At 63.1% G+C, this 13,011-nt stretch carries 10 protein-coding genes; 4 read left to right on the forward strand and 6 right to left on the reverse strand.

Translation table 11 applies throughout. The features are described from left to right. Window position 1 precedes the first annotated feature (1 nt). Window positions 2–2,995, reverse strand: coding sequence for a DNA polymerase I (gene polA / locus ACR65W_RS12405; protein WP_434500037.1), 2,994 nt, complete (start codon window positions 2,993–2,995; stop codon window positions 2–4). A 93-nt stretch (window positions 2,996–3,088) separates the two neighbouring features. Between polA and aroC the strand changes: the two genes are divergently transcribed. Beyond that, window positions 3,089–4,171, forward strand: coding sequence for a chorismate synthase (aroC, locus tag ACR65W_RS12410; protein WP_434500038.1), 1,083 nt, complete (start codon window positions 3,089–3,091; stop codon window positions 4,169–4,171). A 33-nt stretch (window positions 4,172–4,204) separates the two neighbouring features. Here the strand turns inward: aroC and ACR65W_RS12415 are convergent, their stop codons facing one another. Next, entirely contained in the window at window positions 4,205–7,051 is a 2,847-nt protein-coding gene (locus ACR65W_RS12415) for an AMP-binding protein (protein ID WP_434500039.1), read from the reverse strand. Window positions 7,052–7,397: 346 nt separating this feature from the next. After that, a complete protein-coding gene (locus tag ACR65W_RS12420) occupies window positions 7,398–7,652 on the reverse strand; it encodes a hypothetical protein (protein WP_434500041.1) in 255 nt (84 codons plus the stop codon). A 353-nt stretch (window positions 7,653–8,005) separates the two neighbouring features. Here ACR65W_RS12420 and ACR65W_RS12425 point away from each other — a divergent pair, with 353 nt between their 5' ends. Further along, window positions 8,006–8,779: a methane monooxygenase/ammonia monooxygenase subunit C gene (locus ACR65W_RS12425; RefSeq protein ID WP_434500042.1), complete on the forward strand. Its 774-nt coding sequence runs from the start codon at window positions 8,006–8,008 to the stop codon at window positions 8,777–8,779. A gap of 124 nt (window positions 8,780–8,903) precedes the next feature. Here the strand turns inward: ACR65W_RS12425 and ACR65W_RS12430 are convergent, their stop codons facing one another. Both ACR65W_RS12430 and hemW read right to left on the reverse strand, forming a co-directional pair. Continuing rightward, on the reverse strand, window positions 8,904–9,419 hold the full coding sequence (locus tag ACR65W_RS12430) for a GNAT family N-acetyltransferase (protein ID WP_434500043.1): 516 nt from the start codon (window positions 9,417–9,419) through the stop codon (window positions 8,904–8,906). Between the two features lie 24 nt (window positions 9,420–9,443). Then, complete coding sequence (gene hemW / locus ACR65W_RS12435) at window positions 9,444–10,613, reverse strand: radical SAM family heme chaperone HemW (protein ID WP_196392922.1); 1,170 nt, start codon at window positions 10,611–10,613, stop codon at window positions 9,444–9,446. 65 nt (window positions 10,614–10,678) lie between these two features. Here hemW and ACR65W_RS12440 point away from each other — a divergent pair, with 65 nt between their 5' ends. Together ACR65W_RS12440 and ACR65W_RS12445 are read left to right on the forward strand one after the other, a co-directional pair. Beyond that, window positions 10,679–11,167, forward strand: coding sequence for a hypothetical protein (locus ACR65W_RS12440; RefSeq protein WP_434502710.1), 489 nt, complete (start codon window positions 10,679–10,681; stop codon window positions 11,165–11,167). Between the two features lie 25 nt (window positions 11,168–11,192). After that, the gene (locus ACR65W_RS12445; RefSeq protein WP_434500045.1) at window positions 11,193–11,834 is read left to right on the forward strand and encodes a hypothetical protein; all 642 of its coding nucleotides are present in this window, start codon (window positions 11,193–11,195) and stop codon (window positions 11,832–11,834) included. Window positions 11,835–11,843: 9 nt separating this feature from the next. Here the strand turns inward: ACR65W_RS12445 and ada are convergent, their stop codons facing one another. Continuing rightward, a complete protein-coding gene (gene ada / locus ACR65W_RS12450; RefSeq protein WP_434502712.1) occupies window positions 11,844–12,920 on the reverse strand; it encodes a bifunctional DNA-binding transcriptional regulator/O6-methylguanine-DNA methyltransferase Ada in 1,077 nt (358 codons plus the stop codon). Window positions 12,921–13,011: the final 91 nt, after the last annotated feature.

Below are 13,011 nucleotides of genomic sequence, written 5' to 3' on the forward strand. Positions count from 1 at the left end.
GTCAGTGGGCTTCGTCCCAATTGGCGGCGGCGCGCGCATCGACTTTCAGCGGCACGGCGAGATGGATGGCGGGCGCAGGCGCCTGCTCCATGACGCGGCGCGCGAGTTCGATCGTCGCCTCGGCTTCATCGTTCGGCGCTTCGAAGACAAGCTCGTCATGCACCTGCAGAAGCATCTGCGCCGAGAGACCGGCGCGTGCGAGCGCGTCATCCATCCGTATCATGGCGCGTCTGATGATGTCCGCGGCCGCGCCCTGGATCGGCGCATTGATCGCCGCGCGCTCATAGAAGGCGCGGTCTGACGCATTGGCCGAGGAGATGCCGGGAAAGTGGTAGATTCGGCCGAAAATCGTCGAGACTTCGCCTTTCTCGCGCACCGTCTTGCGCGTTGAATCCATGTAGTCGCGAATGCCGGGAAAGCGTTCGAAATAGCGCTTGATGTAGGCGCTCGCCTCTTCGCGCGGAATGCTCAGCTGATTGGCGAGGCCGAAGGCGGAAATGCCGTAGATGATGCCGAAGTTGATCGCCTTGGCGCGGCGGCGCGTTTCGGCCGGCATGTCCTTGATGGGCACGTTGAACATTTCGCTAGCAGTCATCGCGTGAATGTCGAGGTTTTCGGCGAAGGCGCGTCTGAGCTGAGGAATGTCGGCGATATGGGCGAGCAGCCGCAACTCGATCTGCGAATAATCCGCCGAGATCAGCACATGGCCGGGCGTCGAGACAAAGGCCTTGCGGATTTTGCGGCCCGCCTCATTGCGCACGGGAATGTTCTGCAGATTCGGCTCGGATGAAGAGAGCCGTCCCGTCGTCGTGGCGGCGAGCGCATAGCTCGTGTGCACGCGACCGGTTTCGGCGTTGATATAGCCGGGCAGGGCGTCGGCGTAGGTGCTCTTGAGCTTGGAGAGCTGTCGCCAATCGAGAATGCGGCGCGAAAAATCATTGCCGGCGACGGCGAGGTCTTCGAGAACGCTTGCGGAAGTCGACCAGGCGCCGGTCGCCGTTTTCTTCGCGCCGGGCAACCCCATCTTGCCGAAAAGGATGTCGCCCAACTGCTTGGGCGAGCCAAGGTTGAAACTCTCGCCGGCAAGTTCGAAGATCTCGGCCTCGAGACGCGCCATGTCCTGCGCAAATTCGCCGGAGAGTCGCGACAAGGTCGCGCGCTCGACCATGACGCCCCTTCGCTCCATGCGCGCGAGCGTCGCGACCATCGGCCGCTCCAAAGTCTCGTAGACCGTGGTCATGCGCTCGGCCAAGAGCCGCGGCTTCAGCACGCGCCAAAGGCGCAGGGCAATGTCCGCCTGTTCCGCGGCGTATTCGGTCGCCGCCGTGAGCGCAGCCCGGGCAAAGCCGAGAAAATTGCGGCCCGCGCCGGCGACGGAGGCGAAGGTCAGAGCGTCATGGCCGCAATAATTGCGCGCCAGCTCTTCTAGACGATGATCGCGACGTCCGGAGTCCAGCGCGTAGGACATGAGCATGGCGTCGTCGATCGGCGCGACGTCGATTCCGTAGCGCGAAAGAACCAGCAGATCATGCTTCATATTATGCGCGATCTTGAGGATCGAGGCGTCCTCAAACAACGGCTTTAATCGCGCCAGAGCCGAGTCGAGCGGGATCTGTCCCTCGACCAAATTGGCGCCGGAAAAAAGATCAGCCGAGTCGCCCGAGCGATGCTGTAGCGGGATATAGCAGGCGCGTCCCGGCGCGGTCGCCAGGGAGACGCCGATGAGTTCGCAACGCATCGGGTCCGGCAAGGTCGTTTCGACATTGATCGCGACGAGCCCTGCGCCAACGGCTTCCGTGATCCAATCATCCAGACGCTCGGCCGAGACGACCGTTTCATAAGTGGAGCGGTCGATCTTGACCGCCTTCGCTTCGACGAGACGCGCGGCGACGAGGCTCGCGGGCGTGAGCGCGTCGCTTGTCGGCTTTTCGGCGCGGTTCGGCGCTTCAGAAGCGGGCGGCGCGATATCGGACAATTCGCCGTTGCGCCCGCGCCAGCCGGCGGCGCCCAGAAATTGGGGATCGGGCTCGATATCCTGCGCCTGGACCCCATACATCTCGGCGACGCGGCGGGTGATCGTCGTGAACTCCATCGCCTGGAGAAAAGCGATAAGCTTCGCCGCGTCCGGCTGATGAAGGCCAAGCTCTTCGAGCGGGGTTTGGAGCGGCGCGTCGCGCACCAGTTCGCAGAGCTTCTTCGAAAGAAGGATGCGCGCGACCGCATCCGGCTCGGTCAGCGCCTCGCGGCGCTTGGGCTGCTTGATGCCCGACGCCTGGGCGAGCAGCGTTTCGAGATCGCCATATTCGTTGATGAGCTGAGCAGCGGTCTTGACGCCGATGCCTTTGGCGCCCGGCACATTGTCGGTCGAATCGCCTGCGAGCGCCTGCACGTCGACGACCTTCTCCGGCGTAACGCCGAAATAGTCGACGACCTCGGCTTCGCCGATGAGGCGTTCTTCGCGCGCGCCTTTCGTTCCAGCCGTCCCCGAGGCGGGGTCGTACATTCTGACGCCGGGACCGACGAGCTGCATCAGATCCTTGTCGGCCGAGACGATCAGCACGTCCGCGCCCTTGGCCTGCGCCTGCGTCGCATAGGTGGCGATGAGATCGTCGGCCTCGTAGACGTCCTGTTCGATCGGGGTGAGGCCGAAAGCGCGCACGACGGCGCGCATCAGCGGGAATTGCGGAATGAGATCGTCCGGCGGCTCGGTGCGGTGCGCCTTGTAGTCGGGATAAAGGTCTTTTCGAAAGGAGTGCTCGCTCTTGTCGAAGATGATGGCGAGATGCGTGGGCTTCACGCCGGCGGCGCCTTCGCGCACGAACTGCAACAGCTTGGTGCAGAACAGCCGCACGGCGCCGGTCGGCAGCCGGTCGGAGCGATAATTATATTTCGCATCCTGTCGGATCGACTGGAAATAGGCGCGAAAGACGAAGGAGGAGCCGTCAACGAGGAAGATATGGCTCCCGGGGCCGACGGGCTTATGCGTGAGGGTCATGCGCCTATCTTAGCGGCGCGCGCGCGCCGCGTCATGACGCCGGCGCCTGAAACCGCCGTTTGACCGTCGCCGGCGCCAAGCCTAGAAGATCGCATGTCCCACAACAGTTTCGGCCATCTTTTCCGCGTCACCACCTTCGGCGAGAGCCATGGGCCGGCGCTCGGCGCGATCGTTGACGGATGTCCGCCGAAAATTCCGCTCGAAGCGCAGGAGATCCAGGGCTTTCTGGACAAGCGCAAGCCCGGACAGTCGCGCTTCACCACGCAGCGGCGGGAGGCCGATGAGGTGAAGATTCTTTCGGGCGTTTTTGCCGACCGCGACGGCCGAGAGGTGACGACCGGCGCGCCGATCGCGCTCATGATCGAAAATACCGACCAGCGCTCCAAGGATTATGGAGAGATCGCCGACAAATACCGGCCCGGCCATGCCGATTACGTCTACGACGCAAAATATGGCGTCCGGGATTATCGCGGCGGCGGGCGCTCCTCGGCGCGGGAAACCGCGGCGCGAGTCGCCGCCGGGGCTGTCGCGCGCAAGGTCATCGCCGGCGTGACGATTCGCGGCGCGCTGGTGCAGATTGGCCCGCATAAAATTGATCGCGCGAATTTCGATTGGGCGGAGGTCGAGCGCAATCCGCTGTTTTGTCCCGACGCGCGCGCGGCGGAATTATGGGCGGACTATCTTGATAATGTGCGCAAGGACGGCTCCTCCATCGGCGCGGTGATCGAGATTGTCGCCGAGGGCGTTCCGGTCGGCTGGGGCGCGCCGATTTACGGCAAGCTCGACGGCGATCTCGCCGCGGCGATGATGTCGATCAATGCGGTGAAGGGCGTCGAGATCGGCGCCGGCTTCGCCGCGGCCGAGCTGACCGGCGAAGACAACGCCGATGAGATGCGCGCCGGACCAAACGGACCGGAGTTTTTGTCCAACAACGCTGGCGGCGTGCTCGGCGGCATTTCGACTGGCCAGCCCATCGTCGTGCGCTTTGCAGTGAAGCCGACGTCGTCGATCCTGACGCCGCGCCGCACGATCGATCGCTTCGGCAAAGAGACCGAGATCGTCACCAAGGGCCGTCACGATCCCTGCGTCGGCATTCGCGCCGTTCCGGTGGGCGAAGCGATGATGGCCTGCGTGCTCGCCGATCATTTCCTGCGCCATCGCGGGCAGGTGGGGTGACGGCCGCGTCGTCGCGAGTTGTCGCGAGTCGACTCATCCCGTCAACGCCACGCGTTCGTGACCGAGGTCAGGTTCGCCGCAGCGCTCCAATATTCTTTGGCGGGCGGCGTCGCGCAACGCGATCGCCGCCTGGAAATCGTCGCCCTCGGGCGCGATCGGCGCGCCGATATGCACGGCGATCGGGCCTCGCCTGAACAGCCATGAATCGCTGCGCAAAATCGAGCGCGTGCCGCGTATGGTGATAGGGACAATTGGAAGCCCCAACTGCGCGGCGCTGGAAAACGCGCCGATATGAAACCCCAGCAGTCCCGGCATCCGCGAAAAGGTGCCCTCCGGAAACCAGACCAGACGCACGCCGGCGCGCGCCGACTTCAAGGCTTCCTTGGCGTCGGCGACGCCGCCTGCCGGATCAGAGCGGCGAACGAAAATCGCGCCGAGTCGCCGCAAGAAGGGACCGGCGACGCGCTGATGCGCAAGCTCTTCCTTCGCAATGAAGGAGAGCTCTCCAGCACAGACGGCGACCAGCACGGCGCTGTCTAGATAGCTGGAATGATTGGCGACGATGATCGCATTGTCTTGCGGGAGCGGCGCGTCGCGCGTGACCGAGAGGGGGCATCCGATCATGCGAAAAAACGATCGAGCCGCCGCGCTGACAAGGCGGTGACGCCATGACCGCTTTGGCGTCGCCAGCACGCATGGCCACACGCAAACGCCAATGAACGCCAGCACGCTCCACGCGTAGCCGTTGTATGCCGAGATCGCGAGGTTGGCCAAGGCTTTGCGCAGCCAGGGCCCCGCGCCCGATAGGGCGAGGCGGACAAGCTGCAATTGCGGGCTCTCGCTTTTCACGCGCAGCCGGCCGGATTCGAACATGGCGCGCGCAGCCGAGCGTCGTATCTTGCCGCTCGACGTTTTCGGGATGGTGTGCGGTGGAACGAGAACGACTTCATCCGGCGCGAGATCAAGCAAGGCTTGGGACGCCTCGACGATCATTTTACGCAGCGATTCCCGCCTCGCGTTTTCGGTCAGGCGCGTTTCGGCCAACACGATGAGTCGTTCCGTACCGGCGCGCGCGTCGAGCGCTGGAAACACCGCGACGCAGCCTTTTCTCGTCCCTTCAAGCGCCCCGACAGCCTCTTCGAGCTCCTGCGGATAGATGTTGCGCCCTGCGCGCTTGATCAAATCCTTGATGCGGCCGGTGACGAAAACGTCGCCGCCGGCGACATAGCCGCGGTCGCCCGTCTCGAGCCAATCGCCGTCGAACAGCGCGCGAGTCTTTTCCGGATTTTGGAAATATCCTCGCGTTGCAGATGGTCCGCGAAACTGGATGCGTCCCTCCTGGCGTTCAGGCAATTCGCGACTTAAGTCATCGACAATGCGGATCTCGTGATGCGGGAGAGGACGCCCGCAGGCCACCAAGGAAATGACATCCTCGTCGCGGGCGTCCGCCACGCGCGCCACGCTGTCCCGATCGAGCGCTTTCCGATCGACGCGATCGATGAGCGGTCCTCTGCCGAGCGGCGGAAAGGCGAGCCCCACCGCATTTTCCGCAAGGCCGTAGACGGGAGTCATCATCTGATGCTGAAAGCCATAAGCCGAAAACCGTTGGACAAAGCGCGCAATTGACGTCGGGCTCACCGGTTCAGCGCCGTTCATGATCGCGCGCAGCGAAGAAAGATCGAGATTGGCGATCTTCGTATCGTCGATGGCCTTCAGGCAGAGTTCGTAAGCAAAATTCGGCGCCGCCGAGATCGTCGCTTTATGAGCGTCGATCGCCCACAGCCAGCGGGCCGGATCAACGAGAAAAGACAGTGGCGACATGATCAGCGCAGGCGCTCCATAGTAGAGACTGCCCAGCCAGCAACCGATCAGCCCCATGTCGTGATAGAGCGGCAGCCAACTGACGACCCTATCCGCCGACGAGGCCTTCAACACGGCGCCCATGGCGCGAATGTTGGCGAGAAGATTGGCGTGCGTCAGCACGACGCCCTTAGGGTCGCCTGTGCTGCCCGAGGTGTATTGAATGAGCGCTGTCGCGTCGGGCGGCGCCGGCAAAGGCGTGGGCAAAGGCGCCGCAGAGCTCAGCTCAGGAATCGTCACGATGTGCTGAAGCGCGCCGACCAGCCCGTAGAGCAAGCGTCCGACAATTCTGATCTCGTCGTTCGTGATCAGCGCACAGGCCTCGGCGTTCGACAATATGCCGGCTTGGCGGCGCAGATGATCCTCGATCTGCGATAGACGAAATGGCGGGTAAATCGGAACGGGAACAGCGCCGCAGAACAAAACCGCGAAAAAGGCGACGAAGAAATCACGGCTCGTCGGCAGCATGATCGCGATGCGATCGCCAGAGCCAACGCCTCGTTCGATGAGGCCGCCAGCTGCGGCCCGGGCGGCGTGATAGAGGTCGTGATACGTCAGGGGCTCCGGAGGCCCTTCAGCGCGCCAAAGAAGGACATTTTCGCGCGCGCCATGCCGCTTTGCGTGTTGAGCCAGCGCCTCGACCAGCGTTTTGGCCTCGAGCGGTTCGTCCACAGACTCGAGCGAAAGACGGGGAGCTGGACGAGGCGCCGTAGGGGCGACCGCGGCGCCGGCCGCGAGAACGGCGTTGAGGAGATCGCGGGGACGGCTGACCTCTCCGAGGAGCCGTTCGGAGAGCTGCACCTTGAATTTGCGGTTGAGCCGCAGCAACAGCTCGGCGCGGGTCAGGCTATCCAGCGCCAAATCGCGATCAAGGTCGCTGTCGAGCTGCACGAGACGCGACTCGACCATATCCGGATGCAACTCGATGACGAGACCGCGGACGACCTCAAGAACGATCTCCTGGGGGTCTTCCACGGGGCGCATCGACGCCCGCTCAGCGCCTGATTTCGCCTCCGGCATGGCCTTTCCACTCGTGCGCCGCATAACGCGTCACCCGATACAACTATGGTCGCGCCTGCGACTCGGCGAGTCTGCTCGGCGGAACATCGTGTTCAACCCGGAAGGCTGATCGAAGGTTGCGCGGTCGAGCACAGCTACGGCAAAGCTGGAGACGATGAAGACTCTTTTCATGTCTCTTATCGCCCGACACATTGCTCCTGATTACGATCAAAGCGAGTGAAGAGCGATTGGAACCAAGCGTGAAGCGGCGTCGCGTATTCGCTTTGCCTTGCATCAAAAATCGACGCGTCGCTTCGTCGCACAGCGGTTTTTCGTCACCTCGCTTGACCGCACGCAAGATTGAAACCTAAGTTCGGTGCTTGGAACCCGAGAGGCGGCGGTGGATCCAGTCTTCCAGCGGACAAGTCAGCGCGCGCGCATTTTTGCGGCGCTCGTCGCCTTCCTTATGCTCGTGCAGACCACGACTGCGGACGCAGGCGCCGTTGCGCTGGGAGAAGGCGTCGCTTTCGGAACAGTCTGCGCGCCGCAGGATGCGGTGAACGGCGAGCTGCCGCTTTTCCCGAATGAACGCCATCGCCATGGATTCTGTTGCGTTCTTCACAATGGCGCGTTGGACGCGCCTCCTTCCAAGCCAGTTGTTTCGATCGCTCTGATTTTTCCAGCTGAGGCTCATGCGTCTCCGCTGGAGACGTCCAGTCACGCGCCGCGCATCGAGCCAAAGCGCGCGCCACAATCGCCACGAGCTCCTCCCCGACAGGGCTGAAGTTTTTCTCGCGCTGAGATTCAACGCAGCCGCCATCATTACGATGGTGATGCGGCGAGAGCGCGTTCGCGAAAAATCTTTCAAACGGATCCTGCTGCCACCGCTGCGAGAGCAGACGCGGGGCCGCGCGCGCATCAAACCATTCGAAGGGGCGTTCATGCCCCACATAACCAGTATTTTGGAGATGACTTATGAGCATGACAAAAGCAGAGGCCCATGCCGCCGCCCGAAGCGCCGAACGAATTGTCGACACCAGACCCGTTCTTATCGGCGTTGCGGTCTTGATGTTCTTCGTGGCCTGCCTGCGCCTCTACGAACAACTCTTCGCCTGGAGCTTCGGTCTCGATTCCTTCTCGCCCGAGTTTCAGCTCTACTGGATGGGTCTGTTGCAGTTCGCGATTATGGCGTCGAGCTTTGCCGCGATCGCCCTTGTCGGCTTTCTGTGGCGCACGCGCGATCGCGATCTGGCGAATTTGGGAGCCTCAGCGGAAACGCGACGGCTCGTTTATCTCGTCCAGTGGCTGCTCGTTTTCTCGCTCGCCCTGTTTTGGGGCTTAAGCTTCTTTTCGGAGCAGACGGCTGTCTGGCACATGACCGCCGTGCGCGACACGGATTTCACGCCGAGCAATATCATCACCTTTTATATTGCATATCCGCTCTTTGCGATCATCGGGCTCGGCGCGTTCTTCTATGCGAAGACGCGTCTGCCGACTTTCGCGAAGGGATATTCTCTCGCCTTCGTGGTTCTTGTCGTTGGCGTCTTCATGACGATCCCGAATGTGGGATTCAATGAATGGGGTCACACGTTCTGGGCGATGGACGAAGGCTTTGCAGGTCCGCTGCACTGGGGCTTCGTCTTTTTCGGCTGGATGTCGCTGGCGACTTTCGGCGTCGTGCTGCTGATCCTTGGCCGTCTTCGCGAACTCCTCGGCGCGGATGCGCTAGAGCAGCTCTATCGACGTTAAGTTCGCCCGGCCCATCGGCCGCATAATTGCGAAGCCGGCGCCGACTCCATGGAGCGGCGCCGGTTGCATTCTCAGGTTCGGCGTATGTGCAGAGGCCGACGCGTCCGTGTGGCTGACATCTGCCTCACGGCAATGCGTGCTGCATCAGAAAAGCCGGGAATGACACCTGCGAGTCGAGAGGGATATTCGCCCCCGCTACAGTTTTGAAGCCTAACGCCTTGTAAAAATTTTCGGCGGCGAACGTTGAGCAACAATGAAGTTCGCTTACGCCCCGAGCCTTGGCGTCCATGCAGCACCGATTCATAATGGCACGCGCGACGCCCCTGCGGGTCCAGCCAGGATGGGTGGCGAAATGTCGGATATGCGCTTCCCCTCGGACGATCTTCGCAGTTCCTGGACGCTCGAGCGACCAGCCACCGCACCCGATGAGTTCGCCGTGGCCGCTCTGCGCGACGTAAAAGGCGCCAGATGCGAGGAGTGTCGGATTTGCCTTAGTCATGAAAGGCAAGGCTCGATCGAGCAGCTGCTTTTCGTAACGCGACGCCAACAGAGTTGAGTAGCTCGCCGCCAGAAGGGCGCTCACCGCGTCTGCGTCAGAGGGAGCGGAGAGCCTTACGATGTAGGTCACTGTCGCGACCATTGCGCCAAGAGCGGCGGAGCGCCGCTACGCCGCGAGATCGGCGACCACCGCATCAAGCACCGGGAAGCCTTCCGAGCTGACGCGTAGCCTGTTGTCGCGGGTGAATTCGACCAGCCCGTCGCCGATAAGTTCGCTGATGCGCGATTGCGACAGGCGTTTGCCGGTCAGCAGGAAATAGCGCTGCGGATCGACGCCTTCGCGCAGCCGCAGCCCCATCAGCAGGAACTCATCGCCCTCCTGCTCGGACGAGAGCAATTCGTCCTCGATGATGCCGTGGCCTTCGGTCTCGACGCAGGTCAGCCACATCTCGGGATGCCGCTCGGTGGATTGGGCGCGCCGCCCGCGCGGCGTGACCACCCGCCCATGCGCGCCGGGACCGACGCCGACATATTCGCCATAACGCCAATAAACCAGATTGTGCCGGCACTCGGCGCCGGGCCGCGCATGATTGGAGACTTCGTAAGCCGGCAGGCCGGCGCGGGCGGTGACTTCCTGCGTGACGTCCCAGAGCGCGCGCTGCGTGTCGGCGTCGGGCAGCGCCATCTTGCCGGTGTTGACCATGCGCTCGAACATCGTGTCCGGCTCGATCGTCAGCTGATAGAGCGAGACATGCTCGGGCGAACGGGTGAGCGCCAGCTCCAGCTCTTTTCGCCAGGCGGCGGCCGTCTGGCCGGAACGGCCGTAGATCAGATCGAAGGACGTGCGCTCGAAGACCGAATTAGCGACGTCGAGCGCCATCAGGGCTTCCGCGACCGAATGCTGTCGGCCGAGCGCGCGAAGATCAATGTCGTTCAAGGCCTGCACGCCGAGCGAGACGCGGTTGACGCCTGCGGCTTTGAAGCCCTTGAAACGCGAGGCCTCGACGCTTGTCGGATTGGCTTCGAGCGTGATTTCGCAGTCCTTGGCGAGGGGCCAGTGGCTCGAGATCTGGGAGAGAATGGCTTGAGCGGTCGAAGGCGCCATCAATGACGGCGTGCCGCCGCCAAAGAAGATCGAGCGGACTTCGCGCCCGGGCGTCAGAGCGGCGCGATGCGCCAGCTCCGCGCTGAAGGCCTCGACGAAGCGGTCCTCGTCGACGTCGCCGCGCCTCACGTGGCTGTTGAAGTCGCAATAGGGGCATTTCGACAGGCAAAACGGCCAATGGACATAAACGCCAAAGCCTGGGTCGAAAGCATTGCGAATCGGTGTCGCCATAGTCCTTTATCGCACGGAATGGCGGGAAGGGCACGGCGATCTGGACCCCCCTTTTAGGAGGCTGCATGGCGTTTTGGGAGGTCTTGCGGTTCTGGCGGAGGAAGCCGGCGGTTCAACGGTCGGACCCAGCGATGCTGGCGATCGCCGAGGCGATCTCCCGCAATCTCGCGGCCCTCGGCCTCTTCGTCGATTCGCGGCCCTACGGGCGCGGGTTCTTTGAAATCAAAGCCTCGACCTCCTCGAAATTGATCACCACGCCCGACGGGAGGGAGGCGTCTGGGATCGCGCTCCTGCTCGCCCGCGCGTATGAGCCGCCGTCGCTGGTTTTCGAACAGATCAACTCTTTGCAGCGCGGCTTGGGGCGGGCGATGGTGGAGGCCGCCATCGCCGGGGTAAAGGAGCGTCCCGGCGCGTTCCGACTGCTGCGGGTCAACGACCTTTCGCCGCGCTTGCAGGACGGCCGGCGATGGTGGGAGCATGTCGCCGCGGCGCATCCCGAATTCGATTGGGTGATCACGCATGAGGAGCCGTTCGGAAGTGCGCCTAGGACGTGAGCGACGGGGTTTTGAGGCGCTGTCTTTGCTCCGCTCAAGGCTTGCCGCACGGCGCCTGGCGCACTCCGACCCAGCGCCCGTGCAGACGGTGAGCGAGATCGAAAACGCGCCCGATTTCTTGAGGAAGCGGCAAACGCTCGCGGCGCTCGTGGCGCAGTTCGGCGACGACGTCAGCAAAGTGACCCTCAGCCCACAGAAAAAGACGTTCAACTTTCTCGGCCAGAGCTTCACTTCGGAGGGACAGTCTTTCTCCGACGGCCGCATCGAAATCTTTTACGATCCGCAGATGAGCGACGCGCGCCTCGGCTGCTGCCTCGCGCATGAATTGCAGCATGTGCGCTATTTCGCGGTGCGCGACGCCTATCGCGCAGAAATGTCGGATGGACCTCTGCATCGGCGCTTCGCCAAATATGCGCCGGAACTGCTCGCGGCGCAGCGCGGCGTTTCCAATTATTCAAACGAACATTGGGACGCCTGGAAAGGCGATGCGCCGCCGAAACTCTTCTCTCTCGAGTTGGAGGAGGGGGAAAGCGAACCCATCAATGAGACGATCGCGGAAGTCGCCAAGGCGCTCTACAATTGGGGGCCGGACGTGCGCATCAATGCTCTGTGGAAAGAGCTGCACGACGCGATCAATGCAGAACATGCGGCGCTGCGAAGCACATAGAGCGCCCGTTCACGGTTTGCGTTCACGTTCGAGCAGCTCGCGTTTGCGCTCCACGCCCCAATAGTAGCCGGAAAGCGCGCCGTCGCTGCGCACGACGCGATGGCAGGGAACCGCGAGCGACACCGGATTGGCCGCGCAGGCGCCCGCGACGGCGCGCGTCGCCTTCGGCGCGCCGATGCGTTTCGCAATGTCGGCATAGCTCGCCGTCTCTCCCGCGGGAATGTCGCGCAGCGCGGCCCAAACGCGCTGCTGAAAGGCCGTGCCGCGCATGTCGAGCGGCAGATCGAAAGATGATTGCGGCCGCTCCACCATGCTCACCGCCGCGGTGACATAGCGTTCGAACGACTCATCGCCGCCGATGAGAGTCGCGCGCGGAAATCGATCCTGCAGATCGCGCAGCAGCTCTTCGGGGTCGTCGCCGAGCGAAATGGCGCAAACGCCCTTCGCGCTCGCCGCGACCAGCACCGCGCCCAGAGACGATTGGCCGATGGCGAAGCGGATCGTTTCGCACGGCGCCCCGGCGCGATAGGCGCTTGCCGTCATGCCCAATGTGTCCTTCGCCGTCGCGTAGAACCGCGCGCTCGAATTATAGCCAGAATCATAGATCGCATCGGTCACTGTCTGACCTTCCATGAGTTTGCCGCGCAGGCGTGCGCGCCGATGCGCCTGAGCATAGGCCTTGGGTGTAACCCCGGCGATGCGCGAAAACAGTCGGTGGAAATAATAGGGGCTCAGTCCGATCGTGTGCGCCAGCTGCGCAAGCGTCGGCGGCGCTTCCGCCGCCTCTATCATTCTGCAGGCGCGTGCGATCTTCTCCACGTCTTGCTGCTGCTGAGATAGCGCCTCCGGCCGGCAGCGACGGCAGGGACGAAAACCTGCCGCCTCCGCTTCGGCGGCTGTGGCGCAAAAGCGCACATTGGCGCGCTTCGCCGGCCGCGAGGGGCAGGAGGGACGGCAATAGACGCCGGTCGTTTCGACGCAATAGTAGAAGTCGCCGTCGCGGCGCGCATCGCGCGCGACAACCGCCGCCCAGCGCGTCTCGTCGAGGCGGAGCGAATGTGCCTGCGTCATGTCGTTCGTCTGCATGCCGCGCATCATCCAACTTTTGCGACGACCGCCGCAATGCGTTTCTTGCTGTCAAATCCAAATTGGCTGACAGTCCGTCGGGCGATCCTAT

The sequence above is a fragment of the Methylocystis sp. genome (assembly GCF_051062815.1).
Taxonomy (GTDB): Bacteria; Pseudomonadota; Alphaproteobacteria; order Rhizobiales; family Beijerinckiaceae; genus Methylocystis.